The following is a 21,524-nucleotide window of genomic DNA, read 5'->3' as shown; positions in this document are numbered from 1 at the left end:
GCAAGGTTAAGACCCCATGAAGACTACATGGTTGATAGGTCAGAGGTGGAAGTGTGGTAACATATGTAGCTTACTGATACTAATAGGTCGAGGACTTGACCAAAATAAACCTAAAGGTTTATATCGCCAACTAAATCTTTAATTATATGTTTATAAGGAAGATTTCAGTTGCTAAAAATAAATAATGGAAAACATTAAATGTTAGCAGTTTTGAAAGTATTAATTAACTAATTAGTACAAAATAGAATTTAATTAGCTGGTGTGGCTCAACGGTAGAGCAGCTGACTTGTAATCAGCAGGTTGTAGGTTCGATTCCTATCACCAGCTCCAATTATAAAACTAGGCAAATGTCTAGTTTTTTTGTGTTAAAAAATAAAAGTAAGATTATATTTAATTACTTTAAATTGTTTATTTCATATAATTATTTATTGAAATTGTGATATTTAATATATAATTATCATAAATTAATGGAAAAATTTTCTATGTATATTTTTTTAAAAGTGTGATATTATTTATTCAACATAAAATATTATTCGACAAAACTATTAAAAAGAGAAACAACTCTAAAAAAATAAAGATATGTTTGTTGAAGAAGACAGCAAGGGAGAGATTTAAAATGGATGCACCAATAAAAAAGAAAAAAGCGTTTACATTGCCATCGGCTTATACTGTGTTATTAATTATAACAGCACTAATAGCTTTAGCAACGCAATTTATACCTGGAGTTACAGCGGCTAAATTCTCAGATTTAGTTATGGCACCTATAAACGGTTTAAACGAGGCTATTGATATAGCAATATTTGTTTTATTAATAGGTGGATTCTTAGGAGTAACAGCAAAAACAGGAGCACTGGATGCAGGTATAGGATCTGTTGTTACAAAATTAAATGGTAAAGAATTAATATTAATACCAGTACTAATGTTAATATTCTCTTTAGGGGGAACAAGTTTTGGTATGGCTGAAGAAACTATAGCATTTGCTGCATTAGTTACAACAACTATGATAGTAGCAGGATTTGACCCACTAGTTTCAGTAGGAACAATTATACTTGGAGCAGGATGTGGAGTTTTAGGTTCTACAGTAAACCCATTCTTAGTTTCAACTAGTATAGGAGCTTTAAATGGAGTAGGTATAGAAGTTAATCAAGTTATAGTTATAGGAACTGGTATAGCTTTATGGTTATCATCATTATTAATATCAATCTACTTTGTTATGAAATATGCAAAGAAAGTTCAAAAAGATAAAAAAGCATCATTATTATCAGAAAAAGAAATGCAAGAAGCACATGAAGCATTTGTAGGAAATAGCACAAATGAAGGTGTGGTTGAGTTTAATACTAAGAGAAAAATAGTTCTTGGATTATTTGCTTTAACATTTTTAGTAATGGTTGCAGCGGTAATTCCTTGGGAAGAATTTGGAGTAACAATATTTGCAAATACATCATTCTTAACAGGATCTTCATTAGGTCACTGGTGGTTCTCAGAATTAGGAATGTGGTTTGTAATAATGTCAATCATAATTGGTATAGTTTATAGCATGGGTGAAAAAGACATAATCGGGGCTTTTATGGATGGAGCAGCTGACATGGTTGGAGTTGCATTAGTTATAGGTGTATCTAAAGGTATATCTGTAATGATGAGTACTACTGGATTAGATAATTATGTACTAAATCATGCATCATCAATGTTAAATGGAATGTCTCCTATAGTATTTACAATAGCTGCATTCTTAATATATATGGTATTATCATTCTTTATACCATCAACATCTGGTCTAGCAGGTTTATCAATGCCTATATTTGGGCCTTTAGCAGTATCTTTAGGGTTCAAATCTGAACTAATAATATCTATATTTAGTGCAGGTAGTGGTTTAGTTAACTTAGTAACACCAACAAGTGGTGTTATAATGGGGGCACTTGCCATAGCAAAAGTAGATTATGCTACATGGGTTAAATTTGTAAGCAAAGTTTTAGTTGCTATATTTATATCATCAGCAATAATATTATCAATAGCTATGATGTTAGTATAGTAAAAGGTTAGGAAAACATAATTTTATAATGATAAGCAAAGAGAAAACAAAATGTTTTCTCTTTAAATCTTTTTAATTAAAAGGAGAATTGAAATGAAAATAGAAAATTTACAACCACAATTAGTATTTAATTATTTTGGAGAAATATCAAAAATACCTAGAGGATCAGGAAATGAACAAGGAATTAGTGATTATTTAGCTAATGAAGGAAAAAGACTAGGGTTGGAAGTAGTACAAGATGAAAATTTAAATGTTTTAATTAAAAAGCCAGCTACTAAATCATATGAAAATGCTCCTACTGTAATAATTCAAGGACATATGGATATGGTTTGTGAAAAAAATAAAGGAAAAGAACATGATTTCACAAAAGATCCATTAGAATTAAGAGTAGATGGAGATTATTTATATGCTACAGATACAACTTTAGGCGCTGACAATGGAATAGCTGTTGCTATGGGACTTGCTTTACTTGCATCAGATGACTTGCAGCATCCAGCTCTAGAAGTAATTTTCACTTCTGATGAAGAAGAAACTATGAATGGTGCTATGAACTTAAAGGGTGAATTATTTGAAGGAAAATATATAATAAATCTTGATTCAGAAGAAGAAGGAACAATTACTGTAAGTTGTGCAGGTGGAGTTACTGCAGTTGTAACAATTGACAAAGAATATAAGGAAGTTGAAGGCGAAAAGGTTGCTTACAAAATAGATGTAAAAGGTCTTCTTGGTGGACATTCAGGGATGGAAATAGACAAGCAAAGAGCCAATTCGAATGTACTGATGGGTAGAATTTTAAATTACATTGCAAATACTTGCCATATTGATTTTGACTTAGTGTCTATTGAAGGTGGACTTAAAAACAATGCCATACCTCGTGAGTCAGAATGTATAATGCTTATAGATAACCATGATGAATGTGATTTTGAAAATGAGATAGAAAATATTTTACAAGTATTTAAAAATGAATATAAAACTTCTGATCCAGGTTTATCAATAGAAATTGAAAAATGTGAAGAAGTATTTAATAAAGCATTAAATGGTAAGTGCAAAGAAAATATAATTTCATTAATAAACTTAATGCCAAGAGGTATTCAAACTATGAGTATGGATATTAAAGGACTTGTTGAAAGTTCTACTAACTTAGGTGTTATATCTAATAATGAAGATAAGATTATATTTGAGTTTGCTACTAGAAGTTCAGTAAAAAGTTTAAAAGAAGATTTAAATAATAGAATGACTTTATTATGCAATCAATTAGGAGTTAAATTAGATTTAATAGATGATTATCCAGAATGGGAATACGCAAAAAACTCTAAGTTAGAGGAAATTTGTGTAGATACTTATGAAGAATTAATGGGTAAAAAACCTGAAATAGTAGCTATACATGCAGGGTTAGAATGTGGATTATTACTAGATGCTATAAAAGGCGCACAAGCAATATCAATAGGTCCAAACTTATTTGATGTGCATACACCAAATGAGCATCTAGATATATTATCAACAGAAAGAACTTGGAAGTATCTTGTTGCCATATTAAAAAACATAAAATAAATACAAAGCGTCAACTTAGGTTGGCGCTTTTTTTGAGTCACATAAACAAAGTGAGTTTTGAGTCGCAGATTTATCCGAAATTTTATAGCGCCCATGTAATAAAGTGGTAGCGAGGATATATTGTTGGCGATATGAAGTATTTTACTGATGAAGCCGTTCATGATTGAGCGAATTTTAACATATCTATAACAAAGTCTTTACACCATCTTAATGGAAGCTGCATAAAAAATATATATTATATAAGTGTATACAATAATCTTATTGAGATGAAGGTTTTATATTAAAATATTTTTTATTGTTACGAAAAATATAAAAAGGAGATTGATATTATGAACATGTTGGATAATCATGTGCACACAACTTTTTCAAGAGATGGCAAGGATCCTATGGAAAAGGTAATAAAGAGAGGTCTAGATATTGGGGTTACTCATTTAACTTTTACTGATCATATGGAGTATAATACAGACGGATTTAGTATTGATTTTGAAAAATATTGTAAATCTATTGAAGAGCTTCAGTGGAAGTACAAAAACTACATTAATATTTATACAGGAATAGAAGTAGGCTATCAAAAGCATTTAAAAGATGAGATAAACAATATAATTAATAAATATGCTTTTGATTTTGTATTATGCTCAACTCATACAGTGGATAAAATTAATGTACCAGACCCTATGTTTTTTGAGGGGTATAGTAAGGAAGAAGTTTATAGAAAGTATTTTACAAGTATTTTGGAAACAGTAAGTGAGTTTAAGAACTTTGATACTTATGGTCATTTGGATTATATAGTTAGATACGGAAATTATGAAAACAATAAGGTGATTTATAAAGATTATAAAGATGTGCTAGATGCTTTGTTAAAAACAATTATTGAAAGTGGAAAAGGTATAGAGTTGAATACATCTGGTATAAGATATAACTTGGAAGCTATGCATCCTAATAAGAATATTCTTCAAAGATATAAGGAATTAGGTGGAGAAATTATTACCGTTGGATCAGATTCTCATCAAGCTAAAGATATTTGCAAAGATTTTTATAAAGCTTATGATATGTTGGAATTTTTGGATTACAAATATGTATGTATGTTTAAAGAAAGAAATCCTGTGTATATTAGTATTGAAAAAAGTAGAGAAGGAATAGTGGCATGATGGACATATGGGATTATTGTAAGGTTTACTATATTCTTGCAGTATATAATAGAGTTTGTAAATTATCTATTTATGATAAATTACAAGCTCTATTTTGATTTTATACTAATAAATATATTTTTTAATATTTAGAGTACAAGTTGAAATTGTGAATTTATATCTAATAATATAGAATTAAGTTAGATAATAAAATTTATAAGGAAGGTAAGAATCTATGGGGAAAAAAGTTAATTTAAAGGTTTTACCAGATAATTATAATAAAGAAGTTGAAGCTGGAAGTAGGTTAATGGATGCAATAAATGAAAATAATATATCCATAGAATCAACCTGTGGTTCAAAAGGCAAATGTGGGAAATGTAAGGTTAAATTATTAGAAGGAAAAATTAGTAATATAACAGAAAATGAGAAAAAGTTATTAAGTGAAAAAGAAATAGATGAAAAAATAGTATTGGCATGTGAAAGAACTGTATTAGGGGATATAACTATAGAAATTATTAATGAAGATAAGGATATGGTTGAAAAAGGTCAAATTATAAAAAGTAATAAAAATATAAATCCTATAGTAGAAAAGATATATTTGGAATTGCCATAGATATTGGAACAACTACTGTAGCAGCATATCTTATTGATTTTGTTAATGGAAAAATTATAGACAATAAATCAAATCTTAATTTACAAAAAAAATATGGAGCAGATGTAATATCTAGAATTAATTATTCAATAGAAAATGAAAAACATAAAGAAGATCTTCAAAAGGAAATAGCAACAACCGTTAATAAAATAATAGAAAAACTTCTTATGAATAATAAAATAAGTAAGTCAGATATAAGTATCGTTAGTATGGTTGGTAATACTACCATGAGTCACTTGCTTATGGGGGCTTGTGTAAAAGGAATAGCAAGAGCACCTTTTAATTCAGTTTTTTCAGATAAAATTATAGGCAAGGTAGATTTACTAAACCTTTCTAGTTTAGATGAAAATACTAGATTTATACTACTTCCTAATATAGGTGGTTATGTAGGTTCAGATACTTTAGGCGCGATAATAAGTAGTGATATGAAAAATATGAAAGGAAATATATTGCTTATTGATGTGGGGACTAACTGTGAATTAGCATTAAAAACTGATGAAGAGATTCTTGTTTGTTCTACTGCTGCAGGTCCTGCTTTTGAGGGAGCTAACATGAAGTATGAAATGAGAGCAAGTGAAGGCGCAGTATATTCCTGTGATATAGATTTGGATAAAGATATTAATATAAAAACTATAGAAGATAAGGAAGATCCGATTGGGATTTGTGGTTCAGGTTATATAAATTTAATCAGTAAATTGGTAGAAAAGGATATAATTCTTCCACAAGGAAGGATTGTTAAACCAGATAAACTTGATGATAATGTATCGCAAAATATTAAAGATAGAATCAATAAAGATGGAAAATCTTACGAGATTATACTTTCTAATAATAAAAATAATAAAAAAGTTAGTATTACACAAGAAGATATAGCTAATTTACAACTGGCAAAAGCAGCAGTAAGAACAGTTATAGAACTTTTAATGAGAGAATGAAAGATAGAAAAATTAGATCAAATTCTTATGGCAGGGGCTTTTGGAAGCAATTTAGATATTGATAACATAAAAAGTATAGAAATGATACCGAATATTGAAAGTGACAAAATTAAAATAATAGGAAATGCAGCAGGTAGCGGTGCTATTCAAACTATTCTGTACAAAGATAAGTATGATAATATGAATAAATTAGTTGATAAAATAAAGCATGTGGAGTTGGCTAATCATAAAGATTTTAACAAAATATTTACAGACTCTTTAATGTTATAAAATAAAATTAAAGTTACAAGAGATTATAGATGAAAACCAAGAATATGAAACTACAACTTTATTATATGGGCAATGTGGAAAGTGGGTTTTGGGGCTTAAATCAGACTATTCTAATCTGATTTTTGACAAAAGTTAGTGATTGTATATCTTTATATTTAGGTGGAGATGAAAAACAAAAAAATTGAACGAACCTATTTCTTTACAAAAAGATACATAGAAAATGATAATAGTTTGTATAATGAGATAATCAAAATGAAAGAAAAGTACGGAGATAAAAAAGCAATAAAGATGTATAAGATGATGATGGATAATTATGAATACATAAGGATTATAAATACAAATGCTTATGATGTTGAGGATATAATGGGGAAATTTCAATCTTTGTGTGATGAACTTGATTTGTCTTATGAAATTGTAGAGGGAGATTTGTCCATAGTGGAAAAAACTTTGTTAGATGTGGTAGATAAAGGATTTGTAGTAAAAGATAGAGGGGAAAAATAAAAACTTGGGATTTCATATAAAAACTAAGATAGAAAATTTACGATTTGAATTTATATAAAACCAGTACGATTCAAAATATATGTACATTGAAATCATACTGGTTTTATACTAAAGAATTTATATAGGTTTGAATCCTTCACCTAAAGCCTCGAAAATATCACTTATTATGATAAATGCCTTTGGATCTGTATGTTTAACAAGTTTTTTTAAAGTTACAACCTCTTTCTTAGACACTACAACAAGAAGGACGTTTTTTTCACTTCCAGTGTATAGACCTTGACCTTTTAAAATAGTTGCACCTCTTTTTAGCTCATCTTTGATAGCATTTCCAACCTCCACATACTTATCAGAAATTATCATAAAAGATGATGAAGTATTAATACCTTCCACCATTATGTCGCTGACTTTTACTATTATGTAAAGCGTTATGGCAGAATAAAGAGCTATTTCTATGTTTCTGCTGACAACTCCTGATAAAATTACAACACAACCATCGGCAAATCCCATAAGTGTTGGAACACTAAGTGAAGAAAAGGCTTTATTTGCCAAAAGTCCTATCAGATCAGTACCACCAGTACTTCCGTTTATTCTAAAAATAAGCCCAAGGGCTATTCCAAGTATAATACCACCGGAGATAGAAGATAAAAGTACATCGTTAGTTACTTGAATATTTCCCAGGTTCTCTGTTATTTTTAATGAACCAGTAAGAAATATTATACCAAGTAGTGTTTTTGTCGCATCTTTTTTACCAAGAATTCGAAAAGCAAATAAAAATAAAGGTATATCAAAGATTATATTTATAAGCCAAATTGGAAAACCAGTTAAGGTATTAATAATTATGGATACACCTGTAAGTCCTCCTGGTGCAATATTATGAGGATTTAAAAACATATTTATGGAAATAGCCATGAAGAAACATCCTATAAGAAGGATTATAATTTCGTTAAATTTTATTTCTGATTTCATTTTAGCTACACCTCTCAGAAGCATTTTTTATAAGTTTAACCAAGACAATTAAATAATATGTAGGAAGTATTAAAACAGTGAATACTTAAGTAGAGAATAAAGGATTGAAGGGGGTGATTATAGAACTATACAGAAATTATACAAGCCTGGTCAGGAGTATATGAAAAAACAGGAGTTATAGTAAAAATCGGTCATTCTTTTGAATTAATAAAAACAGGAGATTATGTAATAGTTAATGGTAATGAATGTTATGTAGAAATTGTAGAATAATTTTATAAAGGTATAAAAAGAAAGCTAGGGCAGGAGACCCTAGCTTTTTTAAATATATAAGAACAAAATATTTTCATTATAAATGAAAAATAATCCTAGGTAGGCAATAAAATCTTTTAAACATCCACAATCAATTATTTACAATTTATATTATCAAATGACTCACAGTTAAATCCATCACTTATCTCTAACTGTTTACAATTATATAGTACAACAAGTTTTACATTGGATGGTTAAAGGAATGTTAAAAATACATTGTATCCATGTTAAATATGAGGAATAAAATTACTAATTTTTCATAGAGTACTATTTCGCAGATTTTTTGAATAATAAATTATATCAAAATAAATGGGGGGATAGTATGTTTTCGAGATCATTGAAGTATGATAACTTGACAAAGAGATATAAATACAAGAAAAAAAGACCATACAAAAACTTTAGAGGTGATAAAAGTAACAGTAGTAAAAATGGTATAAACTATGTACTGATATTCTCTTTGTTATTAACTGCCACAGTGGTATCTGTGGGAATTTTGTTGCCAGAAAAATTTAACTACATATCTACAAAGTTGTTCAATGTACTTATAGATAAATTTAGTCCCATGTATCTTATGCTTATGCTTGGTATTTTTGTATTCTCTTTGTATCTGGCTTTTAGCAAATATGGAGATATAAAGCTTGGAAAGGAGAGTGACAAACCTGAATTTAGCAATATTGTGTGGTTTTCCATGCTGTTTGGGGCAGGAATGGGTATAGGGCTGGTCTTCTTTGGAGCATGGGAACCTATGAGCCATTTTGTTAATCCACTAAATGCAGTAGGTGGTAGTGAGGATGCCATTAGGTTTGCTATTGAGCAGAGCTTTATTCACTGGGGGGTTATGTCTTGGGTTTCCTATGCAGTTATAGGCGTTTCTTTAGCTTATTTTCAATTTAGAAAAGGAAGAAAAGGCCTTATTAGCAGTACACTTGATCCAATTTTGGAAAACAGCAAGTATAAAAACTCCATAAAGCTAGTTGTAGATGTGTTGGCTGTTTTTATTACAGTAGTAGGAGTGGCAGCGTCTATGGGACTGGGAACTATGCAAATTGGAGGAGGAGTGGAGTATTTATTTGGAATAAAAAACAGTTTCAAACTTCAACTTCTTATCATATTAGTAATAACCGTAATTTACATATGGACAGCTGTGGGTGGTTTGGACAAAGGAATGAAGCAATTATCTAACATAAACTTGGCTTTGGCTACTATTTTAGTAGTGGGATGTTTTTTTGTGGGACCAACATCAGAAATCATGAATACTTTTGTAAATGGTGTGGGAGATTATCTTAATTATTTTGTGTCACAAAGCTTGTTTATAAATCCAATTACAAGCAATGAATGGGTATATAAATGGAGGATTTTTTACTGGGCCTACTGGATTTCTTGGTCACCTTTTGTTGGAGTTTTTATTGCAAGGATCTCCAAGGGGAGAACTATTAGGGAGTTTGTTCTTGGAGTTATTATAGTTCCTTCTATTATATGTATGCTTTGGTTTGTAATTTTTGGAATGATGGGTATGGATTTGGGGTATGAGTTTGCTAAGGATGCTATTACTTGCACTGATACAAGTTTATTTAAAGTTTTATCTCAGTATAAAGGTGGATTTGCATTTTCTATAACAGCAATATTCTTGTTGTTTACTTTTTTTATTACCTCTGCAAACTCAGCCATATATGTACTGAGTATGTTTACTTCTAGGGGAAGTTTAAACCCTAGAAATATAAATAAAATTGTATGGGGTGTTATTCAAGCACTATTTGCAATTGTGTTTATAATGCTGGGAGGGCTGGATATACTGCAAAGATTTGCCATAGTGGTGTCTTTTCCTTTTGCGATTATTATTATAGCTATTGGGGTAGCTCTGGTGAAAGAGCTTAGGAAAGAAAAATGTAGTAAAATGTAGAAAAAGCCAGAAAATTTATTGTCCAAAAAAATGTACAATTTCGTTGTACATTTTTTTGAATATATATATAATTATATTAAATATAAACTAGCAGAGTTTTCAATTAATTGGGAAAAAGATATAAGCTTTTTTATATTTGTGATTATAGGAGGATTGGGATGGAAAAAGTAAGCAATAATATTAAATTCTGCGCATTTATTAATATTTTGAGAACTTATTCTAGTGAAGATGTCTCCATATCCATAAAAGAAATAAACTATCATATGAAAAAAAAGCTGGGTATCACTTTAGACAGAAGGACCATGTATGCATATATTAAAGATATGAGGAACATTGGTCTAGAAGTCAGTGATTACGATAAGGAAAAAGAGGGGTATTTCCTTAAAGACTTCTTTTTTAAAGAGTATGAGTTGAAGCTTTTAATGGATTCAGTTAAGGCTAGTAAGTTTATCACCAAGAAAAAAACTGAAGAACTTCTAGAAAAAATAAGTACACTAAATTTTATTTTCAGAGGCAGAATTGTAGAAAGTAATGTATTTATTGATGACACTGGTAAAAATATCAACGAGAAAATCTATGACAATCTTAATCTTATCAATGAGGCAATCACACAAAATAAAAAAATTACTTTTAACTATTGTCAGAATGACTGTAACCAGGGGATAGGTTGCAATGAAAAAGATGACAATGGGAAAGGACATCTAAAAGTCAATCCAATAAGCATGGTAAACAACCATGAAAACTATTATTTAGTATCTATTCAGGACAACTTAGAAGAAATCACTTATTATAGGATAGAAAATATGAAATCCATAGAAATTTTGGAAGAGAAAATTAAGGACCTAAGTTTTATTGAAAATTTTAGTTACGGGCTTAATGCTTCCGATAACATGGAAACAATTATTGCACAAGATTTAAAAGAGTACGTGGAAATTGGAGGGAATGATGGAACAAAGTATTAACCTAAGAGAATATGTGGACATGTTCAAAAGAAGAAAACTTATAGTTATTTTAATAATGATTATATGTTTAGGACTTGGTGGGTACAAGACTTATAAGAATTATGTTAACTATGTTCCGACTTACAGATCTACAGTAACAGTAAGAATTAACACAGCCAAAAAAGTGAAAAAAAGTAAAAGTAGCAGTACAAATTCAACACAAACAGACCCATATTCAACTTACAACATCTCTCAAAATCAAAATATTGCAGGGACATATTATTCTTTGGCATCATCGAGCAATGTTAAGAGTTTAGTGGCAAGCTCTTTGAAAATCTCATCAGCAGAGGTGGGAAGTATAAGTGCTACAGTTAGAGAGGAAATGGCTGAATTTATTGATATTTCTATAATTAGTAGAAAAGCAGAAATAGCAAAAGATGCAGCGAAGAAAATTCCAGAAGCTTTTAACGAAGAATTAGTAAGACTTATTGGGATTGATTGTGTAGAAGTTGTATATGATGCATCAGAACCAGCATTAATAGGAAGATCAAGGGATTTAACTTTATTAAAATTTGCAGCAATAGGAATGGTATTATCCATATTCTTTGTTTTACTTAGAGAATGTTTGGACACAAAAATAGTTACACCAGATGATGTAAACAAATACTGGAATTATCAATTAATAGGAACTATTCCTTTAGACAAAGATTCTTCCAAGGGAAAACATGGTAAGAAAAAATAAGGGGGTTAAATATGTTAGGGCTATATGATAGTGGTAGTTTTGAAATTAATGAAGCTTATAGAGAAATAAGAACTAACATCTCGTTAAACACTGATATAAAAACTATAGTTTTTACAAGTGCTGAAATGGATGAAGGTAAAACTACTACAGTATGTTCCATAGCAAAATGTTTCTCTGATTTAGAAAATCATAGAATTCTCCTAATAGACTGCGATTTTAGGAAGAAGTCAGTGGCTAAAACTTTAGAAATAGAAAATAAAAAAGGAATAGCAGACATGACCATGAATGATATGGACAGAAAAGAATGTATAAAAAAGGTGGAAGGATTTGATGTGTTGACATGTGGGGTGTCACCTTCAAACAGTTCAGTATTATTAGAATCAAAAAAATTTAGAGACATCATAGAGAGTCTAAAAGGTGATTATGATTACATTTTTATAGACTCACCACCACTGGGAAGACTGAATGATGCAGCCATATTAGCTAGATACTTAGATGGAACAATAATAGTAAATGCATCAGAATATATAGATCAACAAATGGCAAAGGTCACAAGAGATAAACTTGAAAAAGTTAATGCAAATGTTATAGGGGTAATACTTAACAAGTTTAAAGCAGGTGACCACAAATACTATAAATATTATGGATATTACAAAGAGGAAAAAGGTAAAAAGTCATTTTTTAAAAAAAGAAAAAGAAGATAACTGATTTATAGGGGTATGGATGAGTTATTTACAAGGGGAGATGGCTAAATGGGGGCTAAAATTTTAGAGAAAATTAATTACTACAGCAGAGAGTATGGTGATTTTAGATATAGACAAGTAGTCTTATTAATATCAGACATCATAATCTTGATGGGGGCTTTTATCATATCTTTATCAGTGACCATGGGCATTTCGTATTTGGGAAAAGGCATGTTGTTACCATTTTTTATAATGATAGCAGTATGTTTAACAATATTTTCAATCCTTGGAATTTATAGAACATTGTGGTCCACCAGTGTGGACAGAGAAATCATAATGATCTTAATATCTACTATAATTTCAACATTTACATATTTTGTTATTTTTAAAATAGGAAAAATAGATTATTACGGTATTTTTTATATTGTAAATATATTACTTACGCATTTGGGAATGTGTGGTATGAGAATTTTATATAGAGCAGCAAGAAGGGCAGTACTTTATTTTAGATTAAATCAAAATATGGAAAATAGAATGAAAGTATTGATAGTTGGAGCAGGCTCAGCTGGTAAGCTTATTTTAAAAGAAATGTTTGAAAATCCACAGCTCAACATGTGTCCTGTGGGAATAATCGATGACGATGAAAATAAGCTAGGAAAATCTTATTACAACGTACCTGTAATAGGAACAACTAATGATATAGAGCAGATAGCTAAAAATCTAGAAATAGATGAGATTATTTTTAGTATAGCTAAAATAAAAAGAAGAAGAAAAAGAGAGATAATGCAAATTTGTAACAATACAAAGTGCAAAATAAAGACTATACCAGGAATTTATGAACTTATTGATGGAAGAGTAAGCATAAAAAAAATCAGAGATGTGGAAATAGAAGACTTGTTAGGGAGGGAAAGTGTACAAATCAGAGACAAAGAAGTACTTCGCTTTATAAAGGGGAAAAAAGTGTTAGTAACAGGAGCAGGGGGCTCCATTGGCTCAGAGCTTTGTAGACAAATATCTTCACTAAATCCTAGGGAACTGATTTTAGTAGATATCTATGAGAACAATGTGTACGAACTTCAACAAGAATTAATAAGAAAATATGAAAATCTGGATTTAAAAGTTTTGATTGCATCTGTAAGAGATAAAAATAGAATGGAAGAAATTTTTATAAACTACCAGCCGGAAATAGTATTCCATGCAGCAGCACACAAGCACGTACCTCTTATGGAAGATAGTCCTTGTGAAGCCATAAAAAACAACGTATTCGGAACGTTGAACGTGGCAGAGCTTTCAGCCAAACACAGGGTAAAAAGATTTGTATTAATCTCTACAGATAAAGCAGTAAACCCAACCAATATAATGGGTGCAACAAAAAGATGTTGTGAAATGATAGTACAAACACTGAATAAAAGTAGTGAAACAGAGTTTGTGGCAGTAAGATTTGGTAATGTTCTAGGCAGTAACGGTTCCGTAGTTCCTCTATTTAAAAAACAAATAGAAGAAGGAGGACCAGTAAAAGTAACTCATCCAGAAATAACAAGGTTTTTTATGACAATTCCAGAAGCAGTTTCACTTGTATTGGAAGCAGGAACGATGGCTAGGGGTGGCGAGATATTCGTGCTAAACATGGGGGAACCAGTGAAGATTTTGGACTTGGCAAAGAACTTGATTTCTCTTAGTGGTTTGGAGCCTGATTTGGATATTAAGATTGAATTTACAGGGCTTAGACCTGGGGAAAAACTTTATGAAGAGATACTTATGGATGAGGAAGGCTTGAGAGAAACAGTGAAAAGCCAGATTTATATTGGGCAACCTATCGAAGTTGATGAAGAAGGTTTCTTTGATAAGTTGAGATATTTGAATGAAGTTGCAGGTAAAAACGATGAAGAAGAAGTTAGGTATGTAGTAAAGGGGATAGTACCTACTTATATAATAAAGGAAGAAAGAGGAGTGGATAAGGTTGCAATCACAGGGTAAAATTAAACCATTTTACCCTAAGATTAAGCGATTTTTAGATTTCGTAATTTCTATAACAGGAATTGTAATTTTATCACCATTATTTCTTGTAATTATCTTATTAATTAAATTGGATTCAAGGGGACCTGTTTTATTTAAACAGAGAAGAATCGGAGTTAATAAGAAAGAATTTAACATTTTAAAATTTAGAACAATGAGAATTGATACACCAAAAGATACACCTACTCATTTATTAGATAATCCAGAAGTTTATATCACGAAAATTGGGGAATTTTTGAGAAAAACAAGCTTAGATGAATTACCACAGATTATCAATATTATAAAGGGGGAAATGAGTATAATTGGTCCAAGACCAGCTCTTTGGAATCAATTTGATTTAATAGAAGAAAGAGACAGATACAGTGCAAATGACGTAGTACCAGGTCTTACAGGATGGGCTCAAATCAACGGTAGAGATGAGTTGCCAATATACATGAAAGCTATGTATGATGGGGAATACGTAGAGAAGATGGACTTGTTATTTGATATTAAATGTTTCTTTTTGACTATATTTAAAGTGTTAAAAAAAGATGGGGTTGTTGAAGGAAAATTGGAAAAGTAAAAATACGTTTACTTAGGGGTTTTAATATGGGGAAAAAGCTGCTAATACTAGCAAATCATTTTGCTACTATTTATAAATTTAGGAAAGAATTAGTTTCTAAACTTGTAGAAGAGGGATATGAGGTTGCTATATCTCTTCCCTTTTCACAGGACATAGAAAAAATCAAGGACCTGGGGGTTAAGGTAATTGATACGAAAGTTGATAGGAAAAGTGTAAATCCTATGAAAGATTTGAAACTATTAAATGATTATAAAAAAATAATCAAAGAAGAAAAACCAGATTTAGTTTTAGCATATACAATCAAATGCAATATATATGGAGGCATTGCATGTAGATTATATGACGTTCCATTTATGGCAAATGTGACAGGACTAGGAAGTGCTTATTACAGAGGTGGATTTATAAAAAGTATAGTAAGTAATTTGTATAAAATAGGTCTAAAAAATGCTAAAGGTGTATTCTTTGAAAATACTGCCAATGCTCAAGTAATGATAGATGAAAAAGCAATAAAAAAGGAACAAGCCGTAGTACTCAATGGAGCTGGAGTAAATCTAGAAAGATTTGAATACAGTGAAATGCCAAAAGATACAGTAATCAGATTTATATTTGTGGGCAGAGTAATGGAAGAAAAAGGTGTAAACGAACTGTTTGAAGCAATTAGAAAAATAAGAAAAGAATACGACAATGTGGAGTTTACATTTATAGGGTGGTTTGAAGAAGATTATAGAGACATAATGACTCAATTAGAAGAAGAAAAGATAATAAGATATTATGGATATCAAAATGATGTTATACCTTTTATGAAAAATAGTCACTGTGTAATACTTCCATCATATCATGAGGGAATGGCAAATGTACTTCTTGAAGGAGCAGCTTTAGGTAGAGCAATCATTGCTACAGATATACCAGGATGTAGAGAATCAATAGTTGATGGTGTATCTGGACTTAAGTGTAAGGTAAAAGATAGTGAAGATCTTTACGATAAGATTAAAAAGTTTGTTGATATGGATTTTGAACAAAAAGTTGAGATGGGTAAGGCTGGAAGAAAGCATATGGAATATGTTTTTGATAAGAAGAGAGTTGTAAGAGAAACTATGGAGGTAATGGGAAGATGAGCGAACCAATTAGAATATTGCATATAGTAACTTATATGGGTCGTGGAGGACTTGAAACTATGATTATGAATTACTATAGAAATATTGATAGAAGCAAGGTTCAATTTGACTTTCTAACTCATAGAGAAGAAAGATGGGATTATGATGATGAAATTGAAAAGCTAGGTGGTAAAATATATCGTTTACCAAGATTAAATCCATTTAATCCTAATTACATAAAGGCATTAGATGGATTTTTTAAAGAGCATAAAGAATATAAGATTGTTCATTGTCATCAAGATTGCTTAAGTGGAATTCCATTAAAATATGCGAAGAAAAATGGTGTACCTCTTACAATTGCCCATAGTCACAATGCTAATCAAGATAAAAATATTAAATATCTAGTTAAGTTAGCTGCTAAGAAAAACATATGTAAATACTCAGATCACTTATTTGCATGTGGTAAAGAAGCTGGAGAGTGGATGTTTAACACATCAGATTTTGAAATTTTAAATAATGCAATTGATACTAAAAAGTATATATATAATGAAGAAAAATCACTAGAAATGAAAGAAAAACTAGGAGTTACTGATAAGTTTGTGGTAGGTCATGTAGGAAGATTTAGACCTCAGAAAAACCATAGCTTTATTATAGATATTTTTAAAGAAGTTTGTGAAAAAGAACCAAACAGTATTCTACTACTAGTAGGAGATGGACCTTTGGAAGAAGAGATAAAGAAGAAGGTACATGATTTAGGATTAGAAGATAAGGTAAAGTTTCTTGGTTCTAGAGATGATGTAAATGACTTGATGCAAGCTATGGATGTATTTATATTACCTTCATTATATGAGGGATTTGGTATAGTGCTTATAGAAGCTCAAGCATCTGGATTGAAATGTGTAATATCAGAGAGTATTCCAACCGATGCTATAATTTCTGAGAAAGTTAAACAATTAAGTTTAGGTGATGATATTAGCACTTGGGCAAAAGAAATATTATCTAGCAAATCAGAACGAAAAGAAGGAATTGAAGATATAGAGAAATCTAAATATGATATAAAATCAAACGCAAAATGGCTAGAAAACTTTTATATAGAAAGGTTGAGTGTATAAGTGACAACTTTGACAGTATTTACACCAACATATAATCGTGCATATATTCTTCATCGATGTTATGAAAGTTTATGCAGACAAACAAGTAAAGATTTTATGTGGTTGATTATAGATGATGGTTCTACGGATAATACCAAGGAATTAGTAAATAAATGGATACAAAAAGATAATGGTTTTGAAATTAAGTATGTGTATAAAGAAAATAGCGGTATGCATACAGGACATAATAAGGCTTATGAGTTGATAGATACGGAACTAAATGTATGTATAGATTCAGATGACTTTATGCCAGACAATGCAGTAGAGCTTATAACAGAATTTTGGAAAAAGTATGGAAGTGATAAGTACTCTGGAATTGCATCTTTGGATAATGATGAAGACGGAAATATAATAGGAACTAAATTTCCATGTCAAAAGTCAATAAAACTTTGTGATTTTTATGATCAAGGTGGAAAAGGTGATAAAAATTTAATTTATAGAACAGAAGTTATGAAAAAATATCCGCCATATCCAGAGTTTGAAGGTGAAAAATTTGTGCCATTAGATTATAAATACTTGCTAGCAGATCAGGAGTATGAATTACTTATATTAAATGAACCCACTTGTACAGTAGAATATATGGAAGATGGCTCTAGTATGAACATGCTTAGACAGTATTATAAAAATCCTAGAGGGTTTGCTTTTATGAGAAAGGTTCATATGAAGTATGACAAAGGATTGGTGAAAAAGTTTAAGACTTGTATTCATTATGTATCGAGTAGCTTTATTAGTAAGAATAAGAGTTTTGTTAGCGAAAGTCATAATAAGTTCTTAACTGTTCTTGCCATACCTTTTGGAGTTTGTCTCTATGGATTAATTAAATATAATAACAGAGAAAGGGTATAAGATATGAAAATATATTGGTTTATGTTAGCATGGGTAATTATGTTTGGGATGATGTCTCAGATGAGAGCTCAATATGTTTGTATAGGTGAAGGCAGATATGAAGCAAGAGCTAATTTATTTATGGCACTAGCTACTTTTTCTGTGATTATATTTTTTGCTGGTATGAGAAGTTACGTGGCTGATACAACGGCATATATAAAAATGTTTGATGATTACCCGTTATTTTCAGAAGCTCATGATATTATTTTTGATAGCAGTGCCAGAGAGCCCGGGTTTAGGTTATTTTCTATATTAATAAAGACCTATATATCAAATAATTATAGTGTTTGGCTTTGGATAATTGCAATAATAAGTGGCATATGTGTGATGGTACCACTTTATAAATATTCATGTAATTTTGGTATAAGTGCATTTTTATTTATGGCATCATGTCAGTTTACATGGATGTTTAATGGTATGAGACAATTTTTAGTTGCATCGATTATATTTGCTTGTACTGGACTTATTCTTAGAAATAAAACTATTTTATATATATTTATTGTATGTATATTATCCACAATTCATACATCTGCATTGATTTTAATACCAATGTATTTTATAGCTAAAGGAGAACCATGGAACAAGAGAACTATGATGTTTATTGGAGTTATTATATTGGCAATGGTATTTGCAGATAAGTTTACTAATCTACTTACAGATGTGGTTGAAACTACAGATTATGCTACATCAGTTAATGAATTTAAAGACACTGATGATGGAACAAGTGTAATTAGAATATTGGTGGAATCAGTACCTGTAATTATAGCATTTATATATAGAGATAGGATAAAAGATAAGTTGACGCCAGTTATTAAGTTGAGTATAAATATGTCATTAATTGCAAGTGGACTTTACGTAATATCTAAAGTGGCTAGAAGTGGAATACTTCTTGGTAGATTGCCTATATATTTTTCCATGTATAATTTGATACTTCTACCTTGGCTTATAAAAACGATATTTGAAGGGAAAGAGAAAAATTTAATTTATTATACAATGATAGTTTGCTATTTTGGATTTTTCTATTATCAGATGTGTGTTGCATGGGGTGGTATGGAATATAACAGTACAATATTAAATTTAAGTTACTAAAATGATTAGTTATTAATAGTATTAATAATTTTATTGTATATTGTATTCTACAGTATAATTAAAAATAAAAAATATAAACTTAAATATACTTATATATTCTTAATATATATCAAAAGACAGAATAGCTTTGTTAAAGTTTTAAATAACATGATATATATATTGAATGATAAGGGAGAATCGTTAATGAAAAAAATATTAATATTAATGCCCTCAATGTTTATAGGAGGAGCAGAAAGAAGCTTAGTTGGATTTCTGGATTCAATTGATTATTCAAAATATAAAATAGATTTATTTTTATATAGGCATGAAGGTGAATTTTTAAAGTTTATACCTAAAGAAGTAAACTTGTTGCCACAAATTGATGAATATACAACCTTTGATAGACCTATAAAAGATGTGTTGTTTAGTAGACAATATAGATATGGTATTGCGAGATTAAAAGCCAAAATAGATATAAAAAGAAGAAATAAAGTTAATGTATGGAGCTCGTTGCAGTATATATCACATAGATTGATACCATTATTACCTGATATAAAAAATAAGTATGATTTAGCAATAAATTTTTTAAATCCATCTGAAGTTCTTATGGAGAAAGTTAAAGCAGATAAAAAAATTGCTTGGATTCATACAGATTATACCAAACTAATTCCAGATAAAGAATTAGATTTAAATGTATATTCAAAAATAGATTATATTGCTAATGTATCTGAGACTTGTCAAAAGCAATTTTTATCTGTATACGAAGATCTTAAAGATAAGTGTTTAGTAGTTGAAAATGTTTTATCAGAATGTTTTATTAGAGAACAAGCAAACGAGCCAATAATAGATGAAAAGTTTAATATTCATAATAAGAATACTATAAAAATATTATCGATTGGAAGGTATGATAATGCAAAGAATTTTGATAATGTGCCAGAGATATGTAGTAATATTTTAAAAAAAGGTATTGATATAAAGTGGTATATTATTGGATTTGGAACGGATGAAAAACTAATAAAAGAAAAAATTAAAGAGTTCTCTATGGAGGATAATGTAATTTTGTTAGGTAAAAAAGAAAATCCATATCCATATATAAAGGCTTGCGATATATATGTACAACCTTCAAGATATGAAGGAAAGTCAGTAGCTGTGAGGGAAGCACAGATATTGAATAAACCAGTTGTAATAACTAACTTTGAAACCTCAAAAAGTCAGCTTACAGATGGCTTTGATGGAATTATAGTTCCGATGAACAATGAACAGTGTGCAGAAGGAATTTATAAAGTAATCAAAGATAAAAAGCTTCAACAAAAATTAATTGATAATACAAAAATAACAGATTATACAAATAAGCAAGAGTTAGAAAAAATTTATGCATTATTGGAGGGATAGATATGGATGGTCAAAATATACCAAAGATAATACATTATTGCTGGTTTGGGAACAATCCTAAAAGTGAAGAAATACAAAAATATATTAACTCTTGGAAAACTCATATGCCTGATTATGAAATAATTGAGTGGAATGAGAGCAATTTTGATGTAAATAAATTAAAATACACTAAACAAGCATATGAAATGAAAAAATATGCATTTGTAAGTGATGTAGCTAGAATAGAAGCTTTATATGAATATGGTGGAATTTACTTTGATACGGATGTGGAAGCTTTTAAAAGTTTTGATGATATTTTAAATAATAGTTGTGTCCTTGGATTTGAAGAAGAAGAATATGTTGCCACTAGTATGATGGCTACAGTTCCTAAATATCCATTGATAAAAGAATTTATAGAATTATATAAAAATATATCTTTTTTAGATAGTGAAGGAAATATTATAGAAGGTACAAATGTATCAAAACTTACAGAATTGTTACAACAAAAGGGATTAAAGAGAGAAAATGTTTATCAAAAAATAGAAGAGAATATAAGTATTTATCCAAAAGAATATTTCTCACCATATGTTTATCCGTATGGAATATATCAGATTACAGATAAATCTTACTGCGTTCATCATTTTAATGTTTCTTGGCAATCAAAAGAAGTTCTTTTTAAAAGAAATTTAAAAAGATGTATAGTTAGATTTATAGGTCTAGAAAATACAAAAAAATTTCGTAATAAGATATTGGGGATAATGAAAGGAGAATAGC

General features: G+C 29.8%; 18 protein-coding genes, 1 tRNA gene, 1 rRNA gene and 1 pseudogene. 20 read left to right on the top strand and 1 reads right to left on the bottom strand.

The window, feature by feature from the left end:
• From QX51_RS06825 to QX51_RS06790, 8 genes and pseudogenes are all read left to right on the top strand, one after another.
• Positions 1 to 103 (top strand): 23S ribosomal RNA (locus tag QX51_RS06825); the annotation flags it as partial.
• Between the two features lie 152 nt (positions 104 to 255).
• Positions 256 to 330 (top strand) — tRNA-Thr (locus QX51_RS06820).
• 286 nt (positions 331 to 616) lie between these two features.
• A complete protein-coding gene (locus tag QX51_RS06815) occupies positions 617 to 2,029 on the top strand; it encodes a YfcC family protein (RefSeq protein ID WP_052232930.1) in 1,413 nt (470 codons plus the stop codon).
• A 93-nt stretch (positions 2,030 to 2,122) separates the two neighbouring features.
• Positions 2,123 to 3,580 (top strand): aminoacyl-histidine dipeptidase, encoded by a 1,458-nt coding sequence (locus QX51_RS06810; RefSeq protein WP_039679135.1) that lies wholly within the window; start codon positions 2,123 to 2,125, stop codon positions 3,578 to 3,580.
• 329 nt (positions 3,581 to 3,909) lie between these two features.
• Positions 3,910 to 4,728, top strand: a complete 819-nt coding sequence (locus QX51_RS06805) for a histidinol-phosphatase HisJ family protein (protein WP_052232929.1) — start codon at positions 3,910 to 3,912, stop codon at positions 4,726 to 4,728.
• Between the two features lie 214 nt (positions 4,729 to 4,942).
• A complete protein-coding gene (locus tag QX51_RS06800) occupies positions 4,943 to 5,320 on the top strand; it encodes a 2Fe-2S iron-sulfur cluster-binding protein (RefSeq protein ID WP_039679133.1) in 378 nt (125 codons plus the stop codon).
• Positions 5,302 to 6,561 (top strand): annotated as a pseudogene (locus QX51_RS21160) (ASKHA domain-containing protein). Before QX51_RS06800 ends, QX51_RS21160 begins: the two are co-directional and overlap by 19 nt.
• 165 nt (positions 6,562 to 6,726) lie before the next feature.
• Positions 6,727 to 7,062: a DUF1638 domain-containing protein gene (locus QX51_RS06790; RefSeq protein ID WP_039679132.1), complete on the top strand. Its 336-nt coding sequence runs from the start codon at positions 6,727 to 6,729 to the stop codon at positions 7,060 to 7,062.
• A 117-nt stretch (positions 7,063 to 7,179) separates the two neighbouring features.
• On the opposite strand, the gene QX51_RS06785 is transcribed toward QX51_RS06790, so the two are convergent.
• Positions 7,180 to 8,028, bottom strand: coding sequence for a YitT family protein (locus QX51_RS06785; RefSeq protein WP_039679131.1), 849 nt, complete (start codon positions 8,026 to 8,028; stop codon positions 7,180 to 7,182).
• A 631-nt stretch (positions 8,029 to 8,659) separates the two neighbouring features.
• Here QX51_RS06785 and QX51_RS06780 point away from each other — a divergent pair.
• From QX51_RS06780 to QX51_RS06725, 12 genes are all read left to right on the top strand, one after another.
• Entirely contained in the window at positions 8,660 to 10,237 is a 1,578-nt protein-coding gene (locus QX51_RS06780) for a BCCT family transporter (RefSeq protein ID WP_242842699.1), read from the top strand.
• 158 nt (positions 10,238 to 10,395) lie between these two features.
• Positions 10,396 to 11,199, top strand: a complete 804-nt coding sequence (locus tag QX51_RS06775) for a WYL domain-containing protein (protein ID WP_039679130.1) — start codon at positions 10,396 to 10,398, stop codon at positions 11,197 to 11,199.
• Complete coding sequence (locus QX51_RS06770; RefSeq protein WP_039679129.1) at positions 11,183 to 11,920, top strand: YveK family protein; 738 nt, start codon at positions 11,183 to 11,185, stop codon at positions 11,918 to 11,920. The genes QX51_RS06775 and QX51_RS06770 overlap by 17 nt, the downstream gene beginning before the upstream one ends.
• Positions 11,921 to 11,931: 11 nt before the next feature.
• Positions 11,932 to 12,624, top strand: coding sequence for a CpsD/CapB family tyrosine-protein kinase (locus tag QX51_RS06765; protein ID WP_039679128.1), 693 nt, complete (start codon positions 11,932 to 11,934; stop codon positions 12,622 to 12,624).
• Between the two features lie 48 nt (positions 12,625 to 12,672).
• Positions 12,673 to 14,580 (top strand): polysaccharide biosynthesis protein, encoded by a 1,908-nt coding sequence (locus QX51_RS06760; RefSeq protein ID WP_052232926.1) that lies wholly within the window; start codon positions 12,673 to 12,675, stop codon positions 14,578 to 14,580.
• A complete protein-coding gene (locus QX51_RS06755; protein ID WP_242842698.1) occupies positions 14,564 to 15,181 on the top strand; it encodes a sugar transferase in 618 nt (205 codons plus the stop codon). Before QX51_RS06760 ends, QX51_RS06755 begins: the two co-directional genes overlap by 17 nt.
• A gap of 26 nt (positions 15,182 to 15,207) precedes the next feature.
• Positions 15,208 to 16,296, top strand: coding sequence for a glycosyltransferase family 4 protein (locus tag QX51_RS06750; RefSeq protein WP_039679127.1), 1,089 nt, complete (start codon positions 15,208 to 15,210; stop codon positions 16,294 to 16,296).
• Complete coding sequence (locus tag QX51_RS20330; RefSeq protein WP_039679126.1) at positions 16,293 to 17,387, top strand: glycosyltransferase family 1 protein; 1,095 nt, start codon at positions 16,293 to 16,295, stop codon at positions 17,385 to 17,387. The genes QX51_RS06750 and QX51_RS20330 overlap by 4 nt, the downstream gene beginning before the upstream one ends.
• The gene (locus tag QX51_RS20325; RefSeq protein WP_039679125.1) at positions 17,388 to 18,272 is read left to right on the top strand and encodes a glycosyltransferase family 2 protein; all 885 of its coding nucleotides are present in this window, start codon (positions 17,388 to 17,390) and stop codon (positions 18,270 to 18,272) included. It abuts the gene before it with no gap.
• 3 nt (positions 18,273 to 18,275) lie between these two features.
• A complete protein-coding gene (locus QX51_RS06735; protein ID WP_039679124.1) occupies positions 18,276 to 19,400 on the top strand; it encodes an EpsG family protein in 1,125 nt (374 codons plus the stop codon).
• A 183-nt stretch (positions 19,401 to 19,583) separates the two neighbouring features.
• Positions 19,584 to 20,771 (top strand): glycosyltransferase, encoded by a 1,188-nt coding sequence (locus QX51_RS06730; RefSeq protein ID WP_039679123.1) that lies wholly within the window; start codon positions 19,584 to 19,586, stop codon positions 20,769 to 20,771.
• Between the two features lie 2 nt (positions 20,772 to 20,773).
• On the top strand, positions 20,774 to 21,523 hold the full coding sequence (locus QX51_RS06725) for a glycosyltransferase family 32 protein (RefSeq protein WP_039679122.1): 750 nt from the start codon (positions 20,774 to 20,776) through the stop codon (positions 21,521 to 21,523).
• Position 21,524 lies beyond the last annotated feature (1 nt).

This window comes from Terrisporobacter othiniensis (assembly GCF_000808015.1).
Lineage (GTDB): Bacteria > Bacillota > Clostridia > Peptostreptococcales > Peptostreptococcaceae > Terrisporobacter > Terrisporobacter muris.
Note: the sequence above shows the minus strand (reverse complement) of the source record. Positions and strands in the feature narration are given on the sequence as shown.